General features: G+C 70.4%; 18 protein-coding genes and 3 tRNA genes. 13 read left to right on the top strand and 8 right to left on the bottom strand.

From position 1 onward, the window contains the following. The 5 genes from QZ483_RS08175 to purM all read left to right on the top strand — a co-directional run. On the top strand, nucleotides 1-1,147 hold a 1,147-nt coding region (locus QZ483_RS08175), incomplete at its 5' end, for a glycoside hydrolase family 6 protein (protein WP_297082792.1). Beyond that, nucleotides 1,147-2,181: a glycoside hydrolase family 6 protein gene (locus QZ483_RS08170; protein WP_297082791.1), complete on the top strand. Its 1,035-nt coding sequence runs from the start codon at nucleotides 1,147-1,149 to the stop codon at nucleotides 2,179-2,181. The genes QZ483_RS08175 and QZ483_RS08170, both read left to right, overlap by 1 nt. Before the next feature lie 9 nt (nucleotides 2,182-2,190). Then, complete coding sequence (locus QZ483_RS08165) at nucleotides 2,191-2,625, top strand: hypothetical protein (RefSeq protein WP_297082789.1); 435 nt, start codon at nucleotides 2,191-2,193, stop codon at nucleotides 2,623-2,625. Further along, on the top strand, nucleotides 2,625-4,097 hold the full coding sequence (gene purF / locus QZ483_RS08160) for an amidophosphoribosyltransferase (protein ID WP_297082787.1): 1,473 nt from the start codon (nucleotides 2,625-2,627) through the stop codon (nucleotides 4,095-4,097). The genes QZ483_RS08165 and purF overlap by 1 nt, the downstream gene beginning before the upstream one ends. Continuing rightward, a complete protein-coding gene (purM, locus tag QZ483_RS08155) occupies nucleotides 4,098-5,201 on the top strand; it encodes a phosphoribosylformylglycinamidine cyclo-ligase (protein WP_297082785.1) in 1,104 nt (367 codons plus the stop codon). Between the two features lie 147 nt (nucleotides 5,202-5,348). Here purM and QZ483_RS08150 read toward each other — a convergent pair whose 3' ends face one another. Continuing rightward, nucleotides 5,349-5,537, bottom strand: coding sequence for a DUF3073 family protein (locus QZ483_RS08150; RefSeq protein WP_297082783.1), 189 nt, complete (start codon nucleotides 5,535-5,537; stop codon nucleotides 5,349-5,351). A gap of 229 nt (nucleotides 5,538-5,766) precedes the next feature. Here QZ483_RS08150 and QZ483_RS08145 point away from each other — a divergent pair, with 229 nt between their 5' ends. From QZ483_RS08145 to QZ483_RS08135, 3 genes are all read left to right on the top strand, one after another. Continuing rightward, nucleotides 5,767-5,970 carry a BldC family transcriptional regulator gene (locus tag QZ483_RS08145; protein ID WP_297082795.1) on the top strand — a complete coding sequence of 68 codons (204 nt, stop codon included), beginning with the start codon at nucleotides 5,767-5,769 and terminating at the stop codon, nucleotides 5,968-5,970. A gap of 155 nt (nucleotides 5,971-6,125) precedes the next feature. Beyond that, complete coding sequence (locus QZ483_RS08140; protein WP_297082782.1) at nucleotides 6,126-6,806, top strand: methylated-DNA--[protein]-cysteine S-methyltransferase; 681 nt, start codon at nucleotides 6,126-6,128, stop codon at nucleotides 6,804-6,806. After that, the gene (locus tag QZ483_RS08135; RefSeq protein WP_297082780.1) at nucleotides 6,803-7,744 is read left to right on the top strand and encodes a DMT family transporter; all 942 of its coding nucleotides are present in this window, start codon (nucleotides 6,803-6,805) and stop codon (nucleotides 7,742-7,744) included. Before QZ483_RS08140 ends, QZ483_RS08135 begins: the two co-directional genes overlap by 4 nt. 9 nt (nucleotides 7,745-7,753) lie before the next feature. Here QZ483_RS08135 and QZ483_RS08130 read toward each other — a convergent pair whose 3' ends face one another. The 4 genes from QZ483_RS08130 to QZ483_RS08115 form a co-directional block, all read right to left on the bottom strand. Continuing rightward, nucleotides 7,754-8,122, bottom strand: a complete 369-nt coding sequence (locus QZ483_RS08130; RefSeq protein ID WP_297082778.1) for a phage holin family protein — start codon at nucleotides 8,120-8,122, stop codon at nucleotides 7,754-7,756. A 159-nt stretch (nucleotides 8,123-8,281) separates the two neighbouring features. Further along, a tRNA-Phe gene (locus QZ483_RS08125) sits at nucleotides 8,282-8,354 on the bottom strand. 63 nt (nucleotides 8,355-8,417) lie between these two features. Beyond that, nucleotides 8,418-8,491: transfer RNA gene (locus QZ483_RS08120), tRNA-Asp, on the bottom strand. Nucleotides 8,492-8,558: 67 nt separating this feature from the next. After that, nucleotides 8,559-8,631: transfer RNA gene (locus QZ483_RS08115), tRNA-Glu, on the bottom strand. Nucleotides 8,632-8,731: 100 nt separating this feature from the next. On the opposite strand from QZ483_RS08115, the gene QZ483_RS08110 reads away from it, so the two are divergent. After that, nucleotides 8,732-9,085: a metallopeptidase family protein gene (locus tag QZ483_RS08110; RefSeq protein ID WP_297082776.1), complete on the top strand. Its 354-nt coding sequence runs from the start codon at nucleotides 8,732-8,734 to the stop codon at nucleotides 9,083-9,085. Nucleotides 9,086-9,089: 4 nt separating this feature from the next. Here QZ483_RS08110 and QZ483_RS08105 read toward each other — a convergent pair whose 3' ends face one another. Beyond that, nucleotides 9,090-9,305, bottom strand: coding sequence for a hypothetical protein (locus QZ483_RS08105; RefSeq protein ID WP_297082774.1), 216 nt, complete (start codon nucleotides 9,303-9,305; stop codon nucleotides 9,090-9,092). Nucleotides 9,306-9,396: 91 nt separating this feature from the next. Here QZ483_RS08105 and QZ483_RS08100 point away from each other — a divergent pair, with 91 nt between their 5' ends. After that, complete coding sequence (locus QZ483_RS08100; RefSeq protein ID WP_297082772.1) at nucleotides 9,397-10,629, top strand: glycoside hydrolase family 1 protein; 1,233 nt, start codon at nucleotides 9,397-9,399, stop codon at nucleotides 10,627-10,629. 1 nt (nucleotide 10,630) lies between these two features. Then, a complete protein-coding gene (locus QZ483_RS08095; protein ID WP_297082770.1) occupies nucleotides 10,631-11,011 on the top strand; it encodes a Rid family hydrolase in 381 nt (126 codons plus the stop codon). Between the two features lie 4 nt (nucleotides 11,012-11,015). On the opposite strand, the gene galE is transcribed toward QZ483_RS08095, so the two are convergent. Both galE and galK read right to left on the bottom strand, forming a co-directional pair. Next, the gene (galE, locus tag QZ483_RS08090; protein WP_297082767.1) at nucleotides 11,016-11,993 is read right to left on the bottom strand and encodes a UDP-glucose 4-epimerase GalE; all 978 of its coding nucleotides are present in this window, start codon (nucleotides 11,991-11,993) and stop codon (nucleotides 11,016-11,018) included. Nucleotides 11,994-12,003: 10 nt separating this feature from the next. After that, entirely contained in the window at nucleotides 12,004-13,164 is a 1,161-nt protein-coding gene (galK, locus tag QZ483_RS08085) for a galactokinase (RefSeq protein WP_297082765.1), read from the bottom strand. Between the two features lie 251 nt (nucleotides 13,165-13,415). On the opposite strand from galK, the gene QZ483_RS08080 reads away from it, so the two are divergent. Continuing rightward, a complete protein-coding gene (locus QZ483_RS08080) occupies nucleotides 13,416-14,420 on the top strand; it encodes a LacI family DNA-binding transcriptional regulator (protein ID WP_297082763.1) in 1,005 nt (334 codons plus the stop codon). Nucleotides 14,421-14,646: 226 nt separating this feature from the next. Further along, the coding region (locus tag QZ483_RS08075; protein ID WP_297082761.1) for an L-arabinose isomerase at nucleotides 14,647-15,663 on the top strand (1,017 nt) is incomplete at its 3' end.

Genomic DNA, 15,663 nt, shown 5'->3' with positions numbered 1-15,663 from the left:
TTGCATGGCGCCTGTGCCTTCGACCTTGACGTCCGCCCGCCTCGCGGCTGCTGTGGGCGTCAGCATGCTCGCTCTCGCGGCCTGCAGCGCCGATGCGGTGATCACCGACACTACGCCGTCGCCCTCCGTGCCCGGCACCTCGCCGACGGCACCCGCGCCGTCTGCCACCGCATCGGCCGACGACTTCGACCCCTTCCCCGATCGTCCCGCTCCGACGGTCGAGCCGTGGCCCGATCACGGCGATTTCCTCGTCGACGTCACCAAGGCCGTGGTGCCTGCGGTGACGCTCGCGCAGGAGGAACGGTGGGACGACTACGACCTCATGAACCGGATCGTGCACACCGCGCAGTTCCGGTGGATCGGGTCGTGGTCCACCAACGACGCGATCGCCAACTACGCGCACCAGGTGTACGTCGCGGCCGCGGAGGCGGATCGCATCGGCCTCATCGCCTATTACGGGATGCGCGACTACACGTGCGAGGAGGCCGCCGGCGACCCCGCGCTGGAGGCCTTCTACCAGGAGCGCTCGCAGGTGCTGGTCGAGGAGCTGCCGGGCTCGGGCGCCGACGTGTGGATCCTGCTGGAGCCGGGCCTCATCGCGGACCTGGGCTCCTGCGAGAACGACCCGAGAGGCGCGTGGCTCTCGGACGCGGCCGCAACTCTGGCAGGAGCCGGTGCCGCCGTCTACCTCGACGCGGGCCTGGTCGAGGACCCGGACAGGCTCGCCGCCACGCTGGCGGGGCTGGACCTGGCTCCCGTGGCCGGGATCGCGGTGGGCACCAACGGCTACCGAGCGCCGTCCGATCAGGTGGCCGGCGGGCAGGCGGTCCTGGCGGCGCTCGCGGCCGCGGGGGTCGACATCGACGCGCCCCGCACCGGATCGGACCCAGGTCAGGCGGGCCTGGGCATCATCGTGGACACCTCCCGCTCGGGGGTTCCGCTCGACGACCCCGATCCGTGCAACCCGCCCGAGGCAGGCATCGGGGTCCCGCCGCGGCTGATCGGCGACGGCACACTCGACGCGCATGTGTGGATCAAGCGGGTGGGGGAGTCCGACGGTGCGTGCAACGGCGGCCCCACCCGCGGCCAGTTCTCCCGCAACCACGCGCTCGCCCTCGCGGCGAACGGCTCGCTCGAGGAGCACTGATGCGGGCTCGGCGTCTCGCGGCAGTCGTGCTCGCGGCGAGCCTCGCGCTCGCCTCGTGCAGCGCCGATGCGGCGACGACGGATGCGTCGCCGTCGCCTGCCGCACCTGTCGCCGCGGCGACGCCCACGCCTGAGCCGACCACGGCATCGGCCCATCCCACTCCCACGCCTACCGACGAGGACACCGCGATGACCGCAGCGCCCCGCTTCTTCCACGCCCCCTCCCAGGCGGACTCCGTGCTCGCGCAGCTCGAGTCCGACGGGCGCGACGCCGATGCCGCACTCGTCCGTCGCATCGCCGAGCAGCCCGTGGCGACCTGGCTGGGCGAATGGACGCAGGACCTGACTGGCACGGTCGCGCGCATCACCGGCGACGCGGCTGCGGCGGGCGAGGTGGCGCTGCTGGTGGTCTACGCGATCCCCGGGCGCGACTGCGGCCTGCACAGCGCGGGCGGCGTCGCCGAGGATCAGTATCTGGGCTTCGTGGGCCAGGTCGCGGCCGGCATCGCAGCAGGCTCCGAGACCTGGGTGGTGCTCGAGCCCGATGCGCTGGCGCAGATGGGGGACTGCGACGGCCAGGGCGACCGCGCGGGGCTGCTGGCAGGTGCGGCGCGCGTGCTCGCCGAGGCCGGCGCGGACGTCTTCCTCGACGCGGGTCACTCGGGCTGGCGCTCCGGCTCCGACGTGGTGGCCCGGCTCGAGCAGGTGGGCACGGATCACCTTGCGGGCTTCTCCACCAACACGTCGAACTACCAGACCACTGAGGACGAGCGCGGGTGGGCCGAGCCGATTGCGGCCGCGACGGGTCTCGACTTCATCGTCGACACCTCGCGCAACGGCAACGGCTCGAACGGCGAGTGGTGCAACCCGTCGGGCCGCGCGATCGGGGAGCCGCCGCGCATGATCGGCGAGGGGGCCTTCCGGGCGGTCGCGTGGGTCAAGGCGCCGGGGGAATCCGACGGCACGTGCAATGGCGGGCCTGCGGCGGGGCAATGGTGGATGGACGGTGCCCTCGCCCTCGCGGGCGACGCCTAGACTGGTGCCGTGAGCGACGCCCCCCACGGTTCCCGGCCCGAGGACACGCCCTCGGTCGAGGAGCTCGAGCGCATCTCGGTCCCCGCGACCGTGCGTCGCGCTCCCCGGTTCGGCCGCGTGATGGGAACGGGCGTGGCCGTCGGCTTGATCGCCGGCCTTCTGTGCGGTCTGCTGCTGCCCAACTCGACCGGCGTGGGCCGGCTCACGGTGGGTCTCATCGTGGGACTGGGCTTCGCTCTCGTGACTGTCACGATCGCCGGCCTGATCGCCGTGAGCCTCGACCGCGGCACCCCGCGCCACGTGAAGGCGGCGAAGGAGCGTGAGGCCGCCAGCGCATCGGCCCCCTGGACGGGGCCCGACGCCCCCGGCGAGGCGGACGCGGAGGCGACCCGCGCATCGGCGCCCCCGGCTGCACCGTCCACCCCGGAAGACGAGGAGCGCTGATGAGCCGCCGCGGCGACGGACTCCTCAATCACGACATCGACCCCGGGGAGAAGGGACCGCAGGACGCGTGCGGCGTGTTCGGCATCTTCGCGCCGGACGAGGAGGTCGCGAAGCTCACCTACTTCGGCCTCTACGCGTTGCAGCACCGCGGCCAGGAGTCCGCTGGCATCGCGACCAGCCCGGGCGACAAGATCCTGGTGTTCAAGGACATGGGGCTGGTGTCGCAGGTCTTCGACGAGGGCGCGCTCGAGGCGCTGCAGGGCCACGTCGCCGTGGGTCACGCGCGCTACTCGACCACCGGCGCCTCGACCTGGGCGAACGCGCAGCCCACGCTGGGCCCGTCGCGCTCCGGGACCGTGGCGCTGGGGCACAACGGCAATCTCACCAACACCGAGCAGCTGCTGGACATGGTGGGCGAGCGGCTGGGCGCGGAGCGGCGCGCGGACATGGTCAAGCAGGGTGCGTCGGACACCATGATCATCACCGCGCTGCTGGGGTGGGAGCGCTACGAGACGCTCACCGAGACCGCGCTCGAGCTGCTGCCGCACGTCGAGGGCGCCTTCTCGTTCGTGTTCATGGACGAGACCACGCTGTACGCCGCGCGCGACCCCCAGGGAGTGCGGCCGCTGGTGCTGGGCGAGATGCCCAGCGGCGGCTGGGTTGTGGCCTCCGAGACGCCCGCCCTCGACATCGTGGGCGCGCGTTTCGTGCGAGAGGTGGAGCCGGGCGAGTTCCTGACGATCGATGCGAACGGGGTGCACTCGCAGCGCTTCGCGACCGCCGACCCCAAGGGCTGCGTGTTCGAGTTCGTCTACCTCGCGCGGCCCGACACCACCATCAACGGGCGATCCATCCACGCGGCACGCGTCGAGATGGGCCGTGCGCTCGCGCGCGAGCACCCCGTGGACGCGGACATGGTGATGCCCACGCCGGAGTCCGGCACGCCCGCCGCCGTGGGCTACGCCCAGGAGTCCGGGATCCCCTTCGGGCAGGGGCTCACCAAGAACGCGTACGTGGGCCGCACCTTCATCCAGCCGTCGCAGACGCTCCGCCAGCTGGGCATCCGCCTCAAGCTCAACCCGCTGCGCGAGCAGATCGCCGGCAAGCGGCTCGTGGTCGTGGATGACTCGATCGTGCGCGGCAACACCCAGCGTGCGATCGTGTCGATGCTGCGCGAGGCCGGCGCCGCCGAGGTCCACGTGCGCATCTCCTCGCCGCCCGTGCAGTGGCCGTGCTTCTACGGCATCGACTTCGCGACGCGCGAGGAGCTCGCCGCCGTGGGCCACACCGTCGACGAGATCCGTGACCAGCTGGGCGCCGACTCGCTGGGCTACATCTCCGCCGACGGCATGATCGCCGCGACCGAGCAGGCGCGCGAGCGGCTGTGCACCGCGTGCTTCACCGGCGAGTACCCCATCGCCCCGCCCATCGACGCGCGGCACCTGCTCGCCGTGCAGCCCGTGGAGGCCTGAGTGTCCGAGCCCATCACCTACGCATCCGCCGGCGTCGACACCGAGGCCGGCGACAAGGCCGTCGAGCTGATGAAGGCCGCGGTCGCGCAGACGCACGGGCCGGAGGTGCTGGGCGGGATCGGCGCGTTCGCGGGCCTGTTCGACGCGTCCGCGCTGAAGGCCTACGAGCGGCCGCTGCTCGCGTCCTCCACGGACGGCGTGGGCACCAAGATCGTGATCGCGCGGTCGCTCGATGTGCACGACACCATTGGCCAGGACCTGGTCGCGATGGTCGTGGACGACATCGTGGTGTGCGGCGCCAAGCCGCTCGTCATGACCGACTACATCGCGTGCGGTCGCGTGGTGCCCGAGCGGATCGCGGACATCGTGCGCGGCATCGCCGAGGGCTGCTCGCTCGCCGGCACCGCACTGGTGGGTGGCGAGACCGCCGAGCACCCGGGTGTCATGGAGCCCGACGACTACGACGTCGCCGGTGCCGCCATTGGCGTCGTGGAGGCCTCTGCGCTGCTGGGGCCGGAGCGCGTGCGCGCGGGTGATGTGGTCGTGGCGATGGCGTCATCGGGGCTGCACTCCAACGGGTACTCGCTGGTGCGGCGCGTGGTCTCGCACGCCGGCTGGTCGCTGGACACCCACCTCGACGACCTGGGCCGGACCGTGGGCGAGGAGCTGCTCGAGCCCACCAGGATCTACGCGTCGCTGTGCGTGTCGCTCGCGGAGGCCACGCCGGGGCTGCGCGCGTTCTCGCACGTGACCGGGGGCGGTCTAGCGGCGAATGTCGCGCGCATCATGCCCTCCGGTCTCGCCGCGACCATCGCGCGAGACGCGTGGGACCTGCCGCCGGTGTTCTCCGTGGTCCAGGCTGCCGGCTCCGTGCCGTGGGGCGACCTCGAGTCCACGCTGAACATGGGCGTGGGCATGGTCGCGATCGTGGCGCCGTCGGAGGCGGACGGCCTCATCGCCGCGTCCGAGGCCGCGGGCGTGCCCGCATGGAGGCTGGGCGAGGTCGTCGAGGACGACGGTCGCGTGGCCGGACCCGATGCCGTGCGCGGCGCCAAGGGCGTCCACGGCGGTGGGGTGTTCCTGTCGGGCGCCTACCGCGCCTGACCGCGCCACCTCGGCCCGAGCATCGGCGCTACTGAGAACGCGCTGGCGGTTGATTCTCGCTCGCCAGCGCTCCCGTCACGAGCGAAATGGGCCCGAATCGTTCGCCTAAGGGCTTAGGCGAACGAGAATCGACCGCGGGGGCCGGTCCTACCGGTCGTCGTCGTCGGCCCAGCGGTCGTACTGGTCCTCCGACTCCTCGGTCGTGGTGTCCTGGGAGTGCGTCTCGCTGCCGCTGATCAACTCGCGCTCGAGGTCACGGATGTCGCTTCCGTGGTGCGAGTACTTCAGCTGACGCGCGATCTTCGCGTCCTTAGCCTTCTGACGGCCGCGCCCCATGTCGCCGTCCCTTCCCGGGTTGCTTCGCGGGCGCGCACATGCTGCGGGCCCTGCGTTGTGAGTCCTGAGACGTACTTTACAACGGCGCGCGGCATGGGTGCGAGTCCCCTCCAATCACACCAATCCGGAAAATGTCGGCAGAACGGCGTCATAGTCGAGAATGTTGGCTGTCTCATGACGTACAAGGGTCCCGAGGGGGGACCATCACCACTGAAGGAAGCGCACCATGATGGCTGACACTGTCCAGGAGCCCGAGAAGCTGCTGACGCCCAGCGAGGTTGCCGCGATCTTCCGCGTCGACCCGAAGACCGTGACGCGGTGGGCCAAGGTCGGCAAGCTCTCATCGATCCGCACCCTGGGAGGCCACCGCCGCTTCCGCGAGGCAGAGGTTCAGGCCCTGCTCGCCGAGGCACAGGAGAAGCGCCGCCCGTAGCAGCACCAGCATTGCCGCTGACCTCGGCCCTCGCCCTTCACGGGGCGGGGGCCGTTTTGCGTGTGGCGGCGCCGTTGTGCGTGTGGCGGCGCCGTTGGGCGTGCGGCGCCACCGGGCGATGCGCTGGCACCCCGTCGCAGCCGTAGCCTTGACCCATGCCGGACGCCCCGCTCTCGACTCTCGCCCTGGACACTCCCTTCGGCGAGCTGAATGTGATCGTGGCGCCCGAGGATGGCGCGGTCCACGCGGCCGGCTTCAGCCCCCTCCGCGAGGTGATCGCGCACCTGCCGGCGACCATGACCGAGCGCGACGTCGAGCCCGCACCGCTCCCGGAGATCGCGGACGCCGTTGAGGCGTGGCTGGCCGGCGACGGCGACGCCATCACCCGCGTCCCGGTCGTGCTGCATGGCAGCCCCTTCTTCTCCGAGGTTTGGGAGACCCTGCGCGGCGTTCCCGCAGGCGAGGTCGTGAGCTACCAGGAGCTCGCAGCGATGGCGGGGCGCCCCCGGGCGATGCGCGCCGCGGGGACGGCGTGCGCGCGCAACACGGTGGGCCTGTTCGTGCCGTGCCATCGCGTGATCGCCTCGGGCGGCCGGCTGGGCGGCTATGGCTTCGGCGGCCCGGGCATCAAGGCGGAGATGCTCGAGCACGAGGGATTGCGGATGGCCGATGCGACCGTCACCGAGGCCACCCGCGTCCTCCCTCGAGACGGCACAGCCGAGGCGCGCGCAACCACCGCATCGGCCGTCACGCCGGACGAGGCGGCAGCGCTCGCGCGCCTGCGGCGCGCGGGGACGGAGGACGCGGCAGTCCAGCGTCCGGCGGGTGAGTGGTGACGCCGCTGTCGGAGGTGCCGCTGCGCGCGTGGCTCCCGTACTTCCTGGGCGTATCGCTGGCGTGGGGCTCGAGCTTCCTGTTCATCGAGGTCGCACTGCGCGGCTTCGCGCCGGCGCAGGTGGCGCTCGGGCGGCTCGTCTTCGGGGCGGTCGTGCTGATCGGCCTGGTGCTGGCGATGCGACGCCTGCCGCGCCTCACGTGGCGAGCGGTGGTGTCGATCGGCGTCGTGGGAGTCGTGCTGTCCGGCATCCCGCTGATCCTCATTCCCCTCGCGCAGCAGCACCTCACCAGCATCCTGGCGAGCCTGCTCAACGCGACCACGCCCTTGTGGACTGCGCTGTTCGTCGCGCTGCTGATCCCCACCGAGCGCGTGAGCCGCGCTCAGCTGATCGGGCTCGTGCTGGGCGCCGTGGGGATCGCTGTCCTGCTCGGCGCGTGGCGCGTGGACGACCTGCCGTTGCTGGGCGCGGCGCTGATGCTGGGAGCGACGGCCTGCTACGGGATCGGCTCGACGCTGTCGCGGGTGCTGCTCAGCCGCGTGCAGCAATCTCCGGTGGTGCTGTCCGCGACGCAGATCTCGCTGTCGATCCTCGTGGTGGCGCCGTTCGCGCTCGCGGCTCCCGCTCCGGACGCCGGGGCGATCGCGCTGGACTCGGTGTCGCTGTGGGCGCTGCTCGCCCTGGGCGTGACCGGCACCAGCTTCGCGTACGTGTGGTTCTGGAAGATCGTGAAGGCCGCGGGCGCGACCACCGCGGCGTCAGTGACCTACGCGGTCCCGGTAGTCGCGACGGTGCTGGGTGTGGTGGTGCTGGGCGAGACCTTGCACTGGTACGAGCCCGTGGGCGCAGCCATCGTGCTCACGGGCGTGTGGCTGGCTCAGCGCAGGCCCAAGCCGCGGCCGGAGGCCGCGCCCGAACTCAAGGGCTCGCCGGCATAGCGGCTCAGGTCAGAACGAGTCCTTGATCCGCTGGATCGATGCCTCGGGGATCAGGTCGTAGTTCTTCTTGATCTTGAAGAAGCCCCACAGGCCGAAGACCAGGATCCAGAACAGCAGGATGCCGGCGACGATCAGCGCGGCGAGCCACGGCGAGACCACGTTCGACAGCCCCAGGACCGCAGCGGCGATGAGGACCGCGAACATCCAGAACGCGATCATGCCCGCGACGATGATCAGGGCCGCGCCAGCGCCGAGCTGCTTGCTCTTGTACTTGACCTCGACCTTGATGATCTCGACCTCGGTCTTGATGGTCGCGACCCATTGCCCGGCAATCGCGCCAAGAATGGCGTTCACGAACATCTTTCCCGGGCTGGCCATGTGTCCTCCAAGATCGGCGTAGTCCTAGTACACCGTTAATCGGCACACCAGCGCAAACGCGTGAGGGCCGATGCGGCACTGAGGTGCGTACGGAGGCCGGCCCGCGCATCGGCCGGGAGAAAGCCGAAAGCCCCCGCCGAGGCGGGGGCTTTCGTGATGTGGCTCCGACCGGCGTCGATCCGGTGACCTTTCGATTTTCAGTCGAACGCTCTACCAACTGAGCTACAGAGCCTGGTCGCAGGGGCGAACCCCCACTAGCGGAACGCCCCTTCCACTGGAAGGGGCGTACCCACCGCGACCCTGACGGGACTTGAACCCGCGACCTCCGCCGTGACAGGGCGGCGCGCTAACCAACTGCGCCACAGGGCCTTGCTGATGACCTACTTCGCGAGAAGTGGGCCGAAGAAGATTGTAGACCATCCCGAGGGGTGTGTCGTACCCCCAACGGGATTCGAACCCGTGCTACCGCCGTGAAAGGGCGGCGTCCTAGGCCGCTAGACGATGAGGGCGCCGTCTGACGCCCGTACGTCCGAGCGTCAAGGACCCGCCTATCGTACGGGTCGCGACGGCCGTTCTCCAACTCCCGGCCCGTCCGAGACAATGGTCCGCATGGTCGAGATGACGCGCGCGGAGTTCGAGGAGGCCGTCGACGACGCCATCGACTCGATCCCCGAGGAGCTGCTCGCGGTGGTCGACAACGTGGTGATCCTCATCGAGGACGACTCGCCGTCCGGCGACCCGGAGCTCCTGGGGCTCTATGACGGCGTGGCGCTCACCGACCGCGGCTCGGACTGGGGGATGGGCGACCTGCCGGACCGCATCTTCATCTACATGAACCCCACGCTGCGCATGTGCGAGGACGCGGATCACGTGCGCGAGGAGGTCGCGGTCACCGTGGTGCACGAGATCGCGCACCACTTCGGGATCGACGACGACCGGCTCCACGAACTGGGGTGGGGCTGAGCCGCTAGTCGGCGACCTGCCAGCCCTGACGCTGGAGGTCGAAAACCCACTTCTGCAGAACGGCGCCGGCCTCGGACTCGTTCTCGCACTGCTCGTACCCCACGTGCGGGGGGCGCTCCGGGTGGGCGGTGTCAGACGTCGTGGTGACGAGCGTCGCGCCGTCATCCTCGGTGTGAAACACCTTGACCTGCGTCCCGTGAGTCATGCTGAACGGTTCCATCGGGCCAGGGTACGCGGCGCCGGCGCGCGCGAGCGCCGCGCGGCCCCCGGATCTAGGCTGAAGATGTCCCCCGCGAGCGAAGGAGCCAGCCATGAGCGAGCACACGCCGATGACCAGGTTCGGAGCCGTGCCTCCGGGGTGGATCTGGGGCACGGCCACGGCCGCCCATCAGATCGAGGGGGGCAACGTGAACAACGACTGGTGGCGTTTCGAGCACACGCCCGGCACGGGCACGGCCGAGTCCAGCGGCGATGCGTGCGACTCGTGGCATCGGTGGCTCGAGGACCTCCAGCTGGTGCAGCGCATGGGCCTCGACGCGTACCGCTTCTCGCTCGAGTGGAGCAGGATCGAGCCCGCCGAGGGCGAGTTCTCGCTGGCGGCGCTCGAGCACTATCGCGAGATCATGGTCGCGGCCCACGAGATGGGTCTCAAGACCTCGGTCACGCTGCACCACTTCACCACGCCGCTGTGGCTCGCGGATCAGGGCGGCGTCGCGGGCGCGACCTTCGTGGATCGCTTCGCGCGGTACGCGGACATCGTGGTCCAGCACCTGGGCGACCACATCGATATCGCGGCGACGTTCAACGAGCCCAACGTGGTCGCGGGTGCCGGCTACCTGGGCGGCATGTTCCCGCCGGGGCGCACGGACGATGCCGCCGGCTACGAGGCGGCGACGGCGAACTTCGTGGAGGCCCACTGGAAGGCGCGCGAGGCGTTGAAGGCGGGCCCGGGCGACTTTCCTGTGGGCCTGACGCTCGCGCTTCCCGATGTGGTGGTCCACCCCGACGGCGACATCACGTCCGAGGGCCTGCGGTGGGATGCGTGGACCGCCGAGGCCGCCGATCGCGCTCACGGCTTCCACGGCGTCTACCTGGAGATCGCGCGCGACGACGACTACATCGGCGTGCAGACCTACACGACCGAGCACATGGGCCCGGACGGCAAGCCGCTGGAGATCCCCGAGGACTGGCGCACCACGCAGAGGGGCTGGCTCTTCGAGCCCGAGGCGCTCGGGCGGTCCGTGCGGCACGCCGCGGCGGTGGCCCAGGTGCCGGTGATCGTGACCGAGAACGGCGTGGCGACCGAGGACGACGCCGAGCGCATCGAGTACTACTCGCGCTCCCTGGCGTCGCTGGGCGAGGCGATGGACGAAGGGGTGGACGTGCGCGGCTTCTACGCCTGGAGCCTGCTCGACAACTTCGAGTGGGCTGAGGGCTACCGACCCACGTTCGGCCTCCACGAGGTGGATCCGGTGACCTTCGCGCGCACCCCCAAGCCGTCTGTTCAGTGGTTCGCGGACCTGGTCGCGGACTCGAGGCGCTGAGGTGGCACGTCAGCTCTTCGGCTCGGGTGGGCCTTTCGAGGACATGTACGGCTACTCCCGCGCGGTGCGCGTGGGACAGCACGTGTGGGTGTCGGGCACGTGCGCCAGGGACGATGCGCTGGTGCAGGACGCGTACGCGCAGGCGGCCGATGCGCTGGGCACCATCGAGCGGGCGCTCGGTGAGGCGGGGGCGAGCATGGCGGACGTCGTCCGGACGGTCGCGTACGTCACGGACATCCGCGACCTCGAGAAGGTCGCCGCGGCGCACCGGAGCGCGTTCGGAGACGTCCGGCCTGCGGCGACGCTGGTCGAGGTGTCCAGGCTCGCCGATCCGCACTACCTGGTCGAGATCCAGGCAGACGCGTACATCGAAGAGAGGTAGCGCCTCAGATCTCGTCGGGTGCGGCGGACCAGGCGGAGGTGGCCATTTCCTCGATGGTGTGGGCCATCTTCCATTCGATGTCGTCAGCGGCGAGCTCGCCGGTCGCCACGATGCGCGCCGGGTCGCCCGGGCGGCGCTCCTTGACGATGGGCTGGAGGTCGGAGCCGGCGGCCTCGAGGAGGCTGCCGACGATCTCGCGCACGGAGGTGCCGTCGCCCGAGCCGAGGTTGTAGACCGGCGCGAGGGGCTTGTTGAAGTCGAGCATCCGCGCGGCGGCGACATGGCTGTGGGCGAGGTCCTGGACGTGGACGTAGTCCCGGACGCAGGTGCCGTCGGGGGTGTCGTAGTCGTCGCCGAAGATCAGCGGCGCCTGGCCACCCTTGATGGCGCGGATGACCTTGGGGAACAGGTTGTGCGGGGACGCGTCGTAGACGTCTGCGGTGCCGGAGCCCACAACGTTGAAGTACCGCAAGGAGGTGGCCCGCAGCGGACTGTCGGTGCCGGCCGTCGCGCGGACCTGGTCGCGGATCAGCCACTCGCCGATCAACTTGGACTCGCCATAGGGCGACTCGGGGGTGGTGGCGGTCTCCTCGGTGACGACGGACTCCTCCGGGGTGCCGTAGACCCCCGCGGAACTGGAGAAGACCAGCTGGGTGACCCCCGCATCGGCCATGGCCTCGAGCAGGCACGCGGTGCCTTCCACGTTCTGCCGGTAGGTGTGGATCGGGAACTTCACCGACTCGCCGGCGTACTTGTAGCCGGCGCAGTGGATGACGCCCGTCACGCCGTACTCACCCAACGCCGCCGCCACGCGCTCGGTCTCGAGGATCGACGCGTTGATGAAGGGCACGCCGTCCGGGATGAAGGCCTCGAAGCCGCTCGACAGGTCGTCGAGGACGACGGCGGGGATGCCCGCCTCCTCCAGTGCGCGCACGACGTGCGATCCGATGTAGCCGGCGCCGCCGGTCACCATCCAGCTCATTGCATTCCCCCTAGTAGTCGCGCCGTGCGCCCTGCGAGGGCGTCACGGTGAAGATCGTAGGCTCCCGCAGCCCGGCGTTCGCCAGTGCAGTGGTGACGGCCGATGCGATGGTCTCGACCGCATCGGCTGGCACCAGGGCGATGGCGGAGCCCCCGAAGCCACCGCCGGTCATGCGGGCGCCGATGGCGCCCGCGACCACCGCGGTGTTGCACGCGAGGTCGATCTCGGGCACGGTGATCTCGAAGTCGTCCCGCATGGACGCCTGCGAGGCGTTCAGCAGCTCGCCGATCGCGCGCGGGCCCTCCGCCTCCAGGGTGGCGACGGTGTCGAGCACGCGCTGATTCTCGGTGACCACGTGGCGGATGCGGCGGTAGGTCTCCTCGTCGAGCGCCTCCTGCGCGCGGGGGAGGTCGCTCTCGCCGATCTCGCGCAGCGTGGTCACGCCCAGAGCCGCGGCGCCCTTGGCGCACGAGGCGAAGCGGTCGCCGTAGCCGCCGGTGGCGTGCTCGTGCTCGACGTTGGAGTTCATCACGAGGATCGTCAGGTTCTCGTCGCGCAGGTGCAGCGAGACCGGGCGGGCGTCCTCGGTGTCGCAGTCGAGGAACACGACGTGATCGTCCTCGGCGAGCATGGAGGCGGCCTGGTCCAGCAGTCCCGTGGGTGCGCCGACGGCCTTGTTCTCCGCGACGCGGCCCACGCGAGCGAGGGCCAGCTTGTCCAGGCCCAGGTTCCACAGCTCGTCGAACGCGACTCCGACCGCGCACTCGAGCGCGGCGGACGACGACAGCCCGGCGCCGACGGGAACGTCGGAGTCGATGAGTATGTCCAGACCGGATGCCGCGCTCAGGTCGATGCCGGCGTCCTGCATCGCCCACGCGACGCCCAGCACGTAGGCGCTCCAACCGTCCATCGTGGCCGGGTCGAGCGTATCCAGTGAGGCGACTACCTCATAGGTCGAGAAGGTGGACCGGAGCCGCAGCTGACGGTCGTCGCGGACGCCCACGGCAGCCCAGGTGCGCCGGTCGATCGCGAAGGGCAGGACGTAGCCGTTGTTGTAGTCGGTGTGCTCGCCGATGAGGTTCACCCGCCCTGGTGCGGACCAGACCCCGGTGGGGGCGTGCCCGTAGGCGGCCTCGAACGCGGCCGCCGCGGCTTCGCGATGGTCAGTCATCGGTGACTCCAGTTCTTGTGCATCCGTGGGCCTGATCACGCGTGGCGGCGTGTGCACCCCAGGGTCGACATTGTCTCAGGTCGTCGCGTCACACTGCACGGAGAACAGCGACTGTGACCGGTCCCAGGCTATCACCCGGATGAGGTCGGTACCCGCGGGTGCCAGCCGCTCCCGCCCCAGGTGAGAGCAACTTTCGCTGAATATCCTGTCATACGTTCACATTGAGTTAGAGTGTCGCCCGAGGAGGCACTGTGGCCAAGACATCCCGCGGACCGAGCATGCATGACGTCGCCGCGCGTGCGGGCGTCTCGCATCAGACCGTGTCTCGCGTCCTCAACGACTTCCCGGGGATTCGCCCGGAGACCCGTGCACGCGTCATCGATGCGATCGAGGAGCTGGGCTACCGTCGCAACCTTGCGGCCAGGGCGCTCGTTACGGGCCGGACCCAGACCATCGGGATGATCGGCCCCGTGGTTCCCGACATCGGTCCGCTCAGCACTCTGCACGCGATCGAGCGCGCGGCGCGCGAAGCGGATCTCCACACGCTCATGACGAGTGCCGAGGATACGGCGGAGAGCCTCGGTGACGCGCTCGACTTCCTTGTGGGACGCGGCGTCGACGCGATCGCTTTCGCCGCGGAACGCGAGGTGATGGTCGAGGCGCTCGAGGCAGCAGGTGTGGGTGTCCCCGTGGTCTACCTGCTCTCCGGCGGTGAGGTCGCCGGGCTGTCTGCGTCGATCGACCAGCGTGCCGGCGTCCGTCAGGCGATGGGCCACCTCATGGGGCTGGGCCACACGCGGATCCAGCACGTCTCCGGTCCCGCCGAGGTCACGGAGGCGCGTATCCGCCGCGAGGAGTATCTGGCCGTCGTGGGGGAGGCCGGTCTCGAGCCGTTCGACATCGTCGAGGGTGACTGGTCGCCCGATTCGGGCTTCGCCGCCGGTCAGGCGATCGCGGCCGATGCGACGGCCGTGTTCTGCGCGAACGACGAGATGGCGTACGGCGTCCTTCACGCCCTCGCGGAACAGGGACGCCGGGTGCCCGAGGACGTCTCGATCGTGGGCTTCGACGACCACTCGGCCGCGTGTCACACGCTGCCGCCGCTCACCACCGTGCGGCAGGACTTCGAGGCTGTCGGGCGGCTCGCCGTCGACGTCATGGTCGCCGCGGTCGACGGTGAAGCGCCGGAGGAGCCCAGGTACGTCTCCCCGGAGCTGATCGTGCGCGAGAGCGCGGCGCCCCTCGAGTCCCGCTAGCCCCGCCCTCCACCGCGCTGCGCACACTCTGCCCCCTCCCCTCCCTCTCGTCCCGAGCGAAATGGGCCCACTTCGCTCGCCCAAGCGCTTAGACGAGCGAAGTGGGCCCATTTCGCCAGAGGGGGAGGGTGCATGGGCTGGCGTGGCACGTTCGAGAACTCGTGTTAATGTGAACGTGAACAATCTTCACGGGACCCCGGCGACGTCGCCGGAAAGGAGACCACGCATGACCCGCAGCATCGTCCCTGACCTCTCTGAGTACGAGGTCTGGTTCCTCACCGGCAGCCAGTCGCTGTACGGCGACGAGGTCCTCCAGCAGGTCGCCGAGCAGTCGCAGGGCGTCGCCGCTCACCTCGACGGTGCGGACGCCCTCCCGGTGAAGGTGGTCTGGAAGCCCGTCCTCATCTCGCGCGAGTCCATCGAGCAGGCGATGCTCGAGGCTAACGCCGCGCCGAACGTCATCGGCGTCATCACCTGGATGCACACATTCAGCCCCGCCAAGATGTGGATCGCGGGCCTCCAGGCGCTCACCAAGCCGCTGCTGCACCTCCACACGCAGGCGAACATCGAGCTGCCGTGGGGCGAGATTGACTTCGACTTCATGAACCTCAACCAGGCCGCTCACGGTGACCGCGAGTACGCCTACATCGAGACGCGCCTGGACATCCCCCGCACCACGGTCGTGGGCCACGCGTCGCACGCGTCCGTGCAGGAGCGCGTGGGCGAGTGGTCACGCGCCGCGGCCGGCCGGCACGCCTCGCGCGGCATCAAGGTCGCGCGCTTTGGCGACAACATGCGCTACGTCGCGGTCACCGAGGGCGACAAGACTGAGGCCGAGGCCGTGTTCGGCGCCCAGATCAACACCTGGGGCGTGAACGAGCTCGCCGAGCGCGTCGGGGCGGTCTCCGACGCCGACGTCGACGCCCTGGTCGCCGAGTACCTCGACCTGTACGAGGTCGTGCCCGAGCTGCTGCCGGGCGGCGACCGGCACGAGTCGCTGCGCGAGGGCGCCGCGATCGAGATCGGCCTGCGCTCCTTCCTCGAGGAGGGCGGCTTCGACGCCTTCACGGACACGTTCGAGGACCTGGGCGGGCTCAAGCAGCTGCCGGGCCTTGCGGTGCAGCGCCTCATGGCGGACGGCTACGGCTTTGGCGCCGAGGGCGACTGGAAGACGGCCATCCTCGTGCGTGTGGCGGCTGTGATGGGCGCGGGCCGTCCTGGCGGCGCGAGCCTGATGGAGGAC

The organism is uncultured Demequina sp. (assembly GCF_913055775.1).
GTDB lineage: Bacteria > Actinomycetota > Actinomycetes > Actinomycetales > Demequinaceae > Demequina.
Note: the sequence above shows the minus strand (reverse complement) of the source record. Positions and strands in the feature narration are given on the sequence as shown.

Coding starts and splice junctions, on each gene's coding strand:
- galK (WP_297082765.1), bottom strand. CDS start 13,164: ATGACTGACCATCGCGAAGCCGCGGCGGCCGCGTTCGAGGCCGCCTAC.
- purF (WP_297082787.1), top strand. CDS start 2,625: ATGAGCCGCCGCGGCGACGGACTCCTCAATCACGACATCGACCCCGGG.
- QZ483_RS08130 (WP_297082778.1), bottom strand. CDS start 8,122: ATGGCCAGCCCGGGAAAGATGTTCGTGAACGCCATTCTTGGCGCGATT.
- QZ483_RS08100 (WP_297082772.1), top strand. CDS start 9,397: ATGAGCGAGCACACGCCGATGACCAGGTTCGGAGCCGTGCCTCCGGGG.
- QZ483_RS08170 (WP_297082791.1), top strand. CDS start 1,147: ATGCGGGCTCGGCGTCTCGCGGCAGTCGTGCTCGCGGCGAGCCTCGCG.
- QZ483_RS08145 (WP_297082795.1), top strand. CDS start 5,767: ATGGCTGACACTGTCCAGGAGCCCGAGAAGCTGCTGACGCCCAGCGAG.
- QZ483_RS08110 (WP_297082776.1), top strand. CDS start 8,732: ATGGTCGAGATGACGCGCGCGGAGTTCGAGGAGGCCGTCGACGACGCC.
- QZ483_RS08105 (WP_297082774.1), bottom strand. CDS start 9,305: ATGGAACCGTTCAGCATGACTCACGGGACGCAGGTCAAGGTGTTTCAC.
- galE (WP_297082767.1), bottom strand. CDS start 11,993: ATGAGCTGGATGGTGACCGGCGGCGCCGGCTACATCGGATCGCACGTC.
- QZ483_RS08150 (WP_297082783.1), bottom strand. CDS start 5,537: ATGGGGCGCGGCCGTCAGAAGGCTAAGGACGCGAAGATCGCGCGTCAG.
- QZ483_RS08140 (WP_297082782.1), top strand. CDS start 6,126: ATGCCGGACGCCCCGCTCTCGACTCTCGCCCTGGACACTCCCTTCGGC.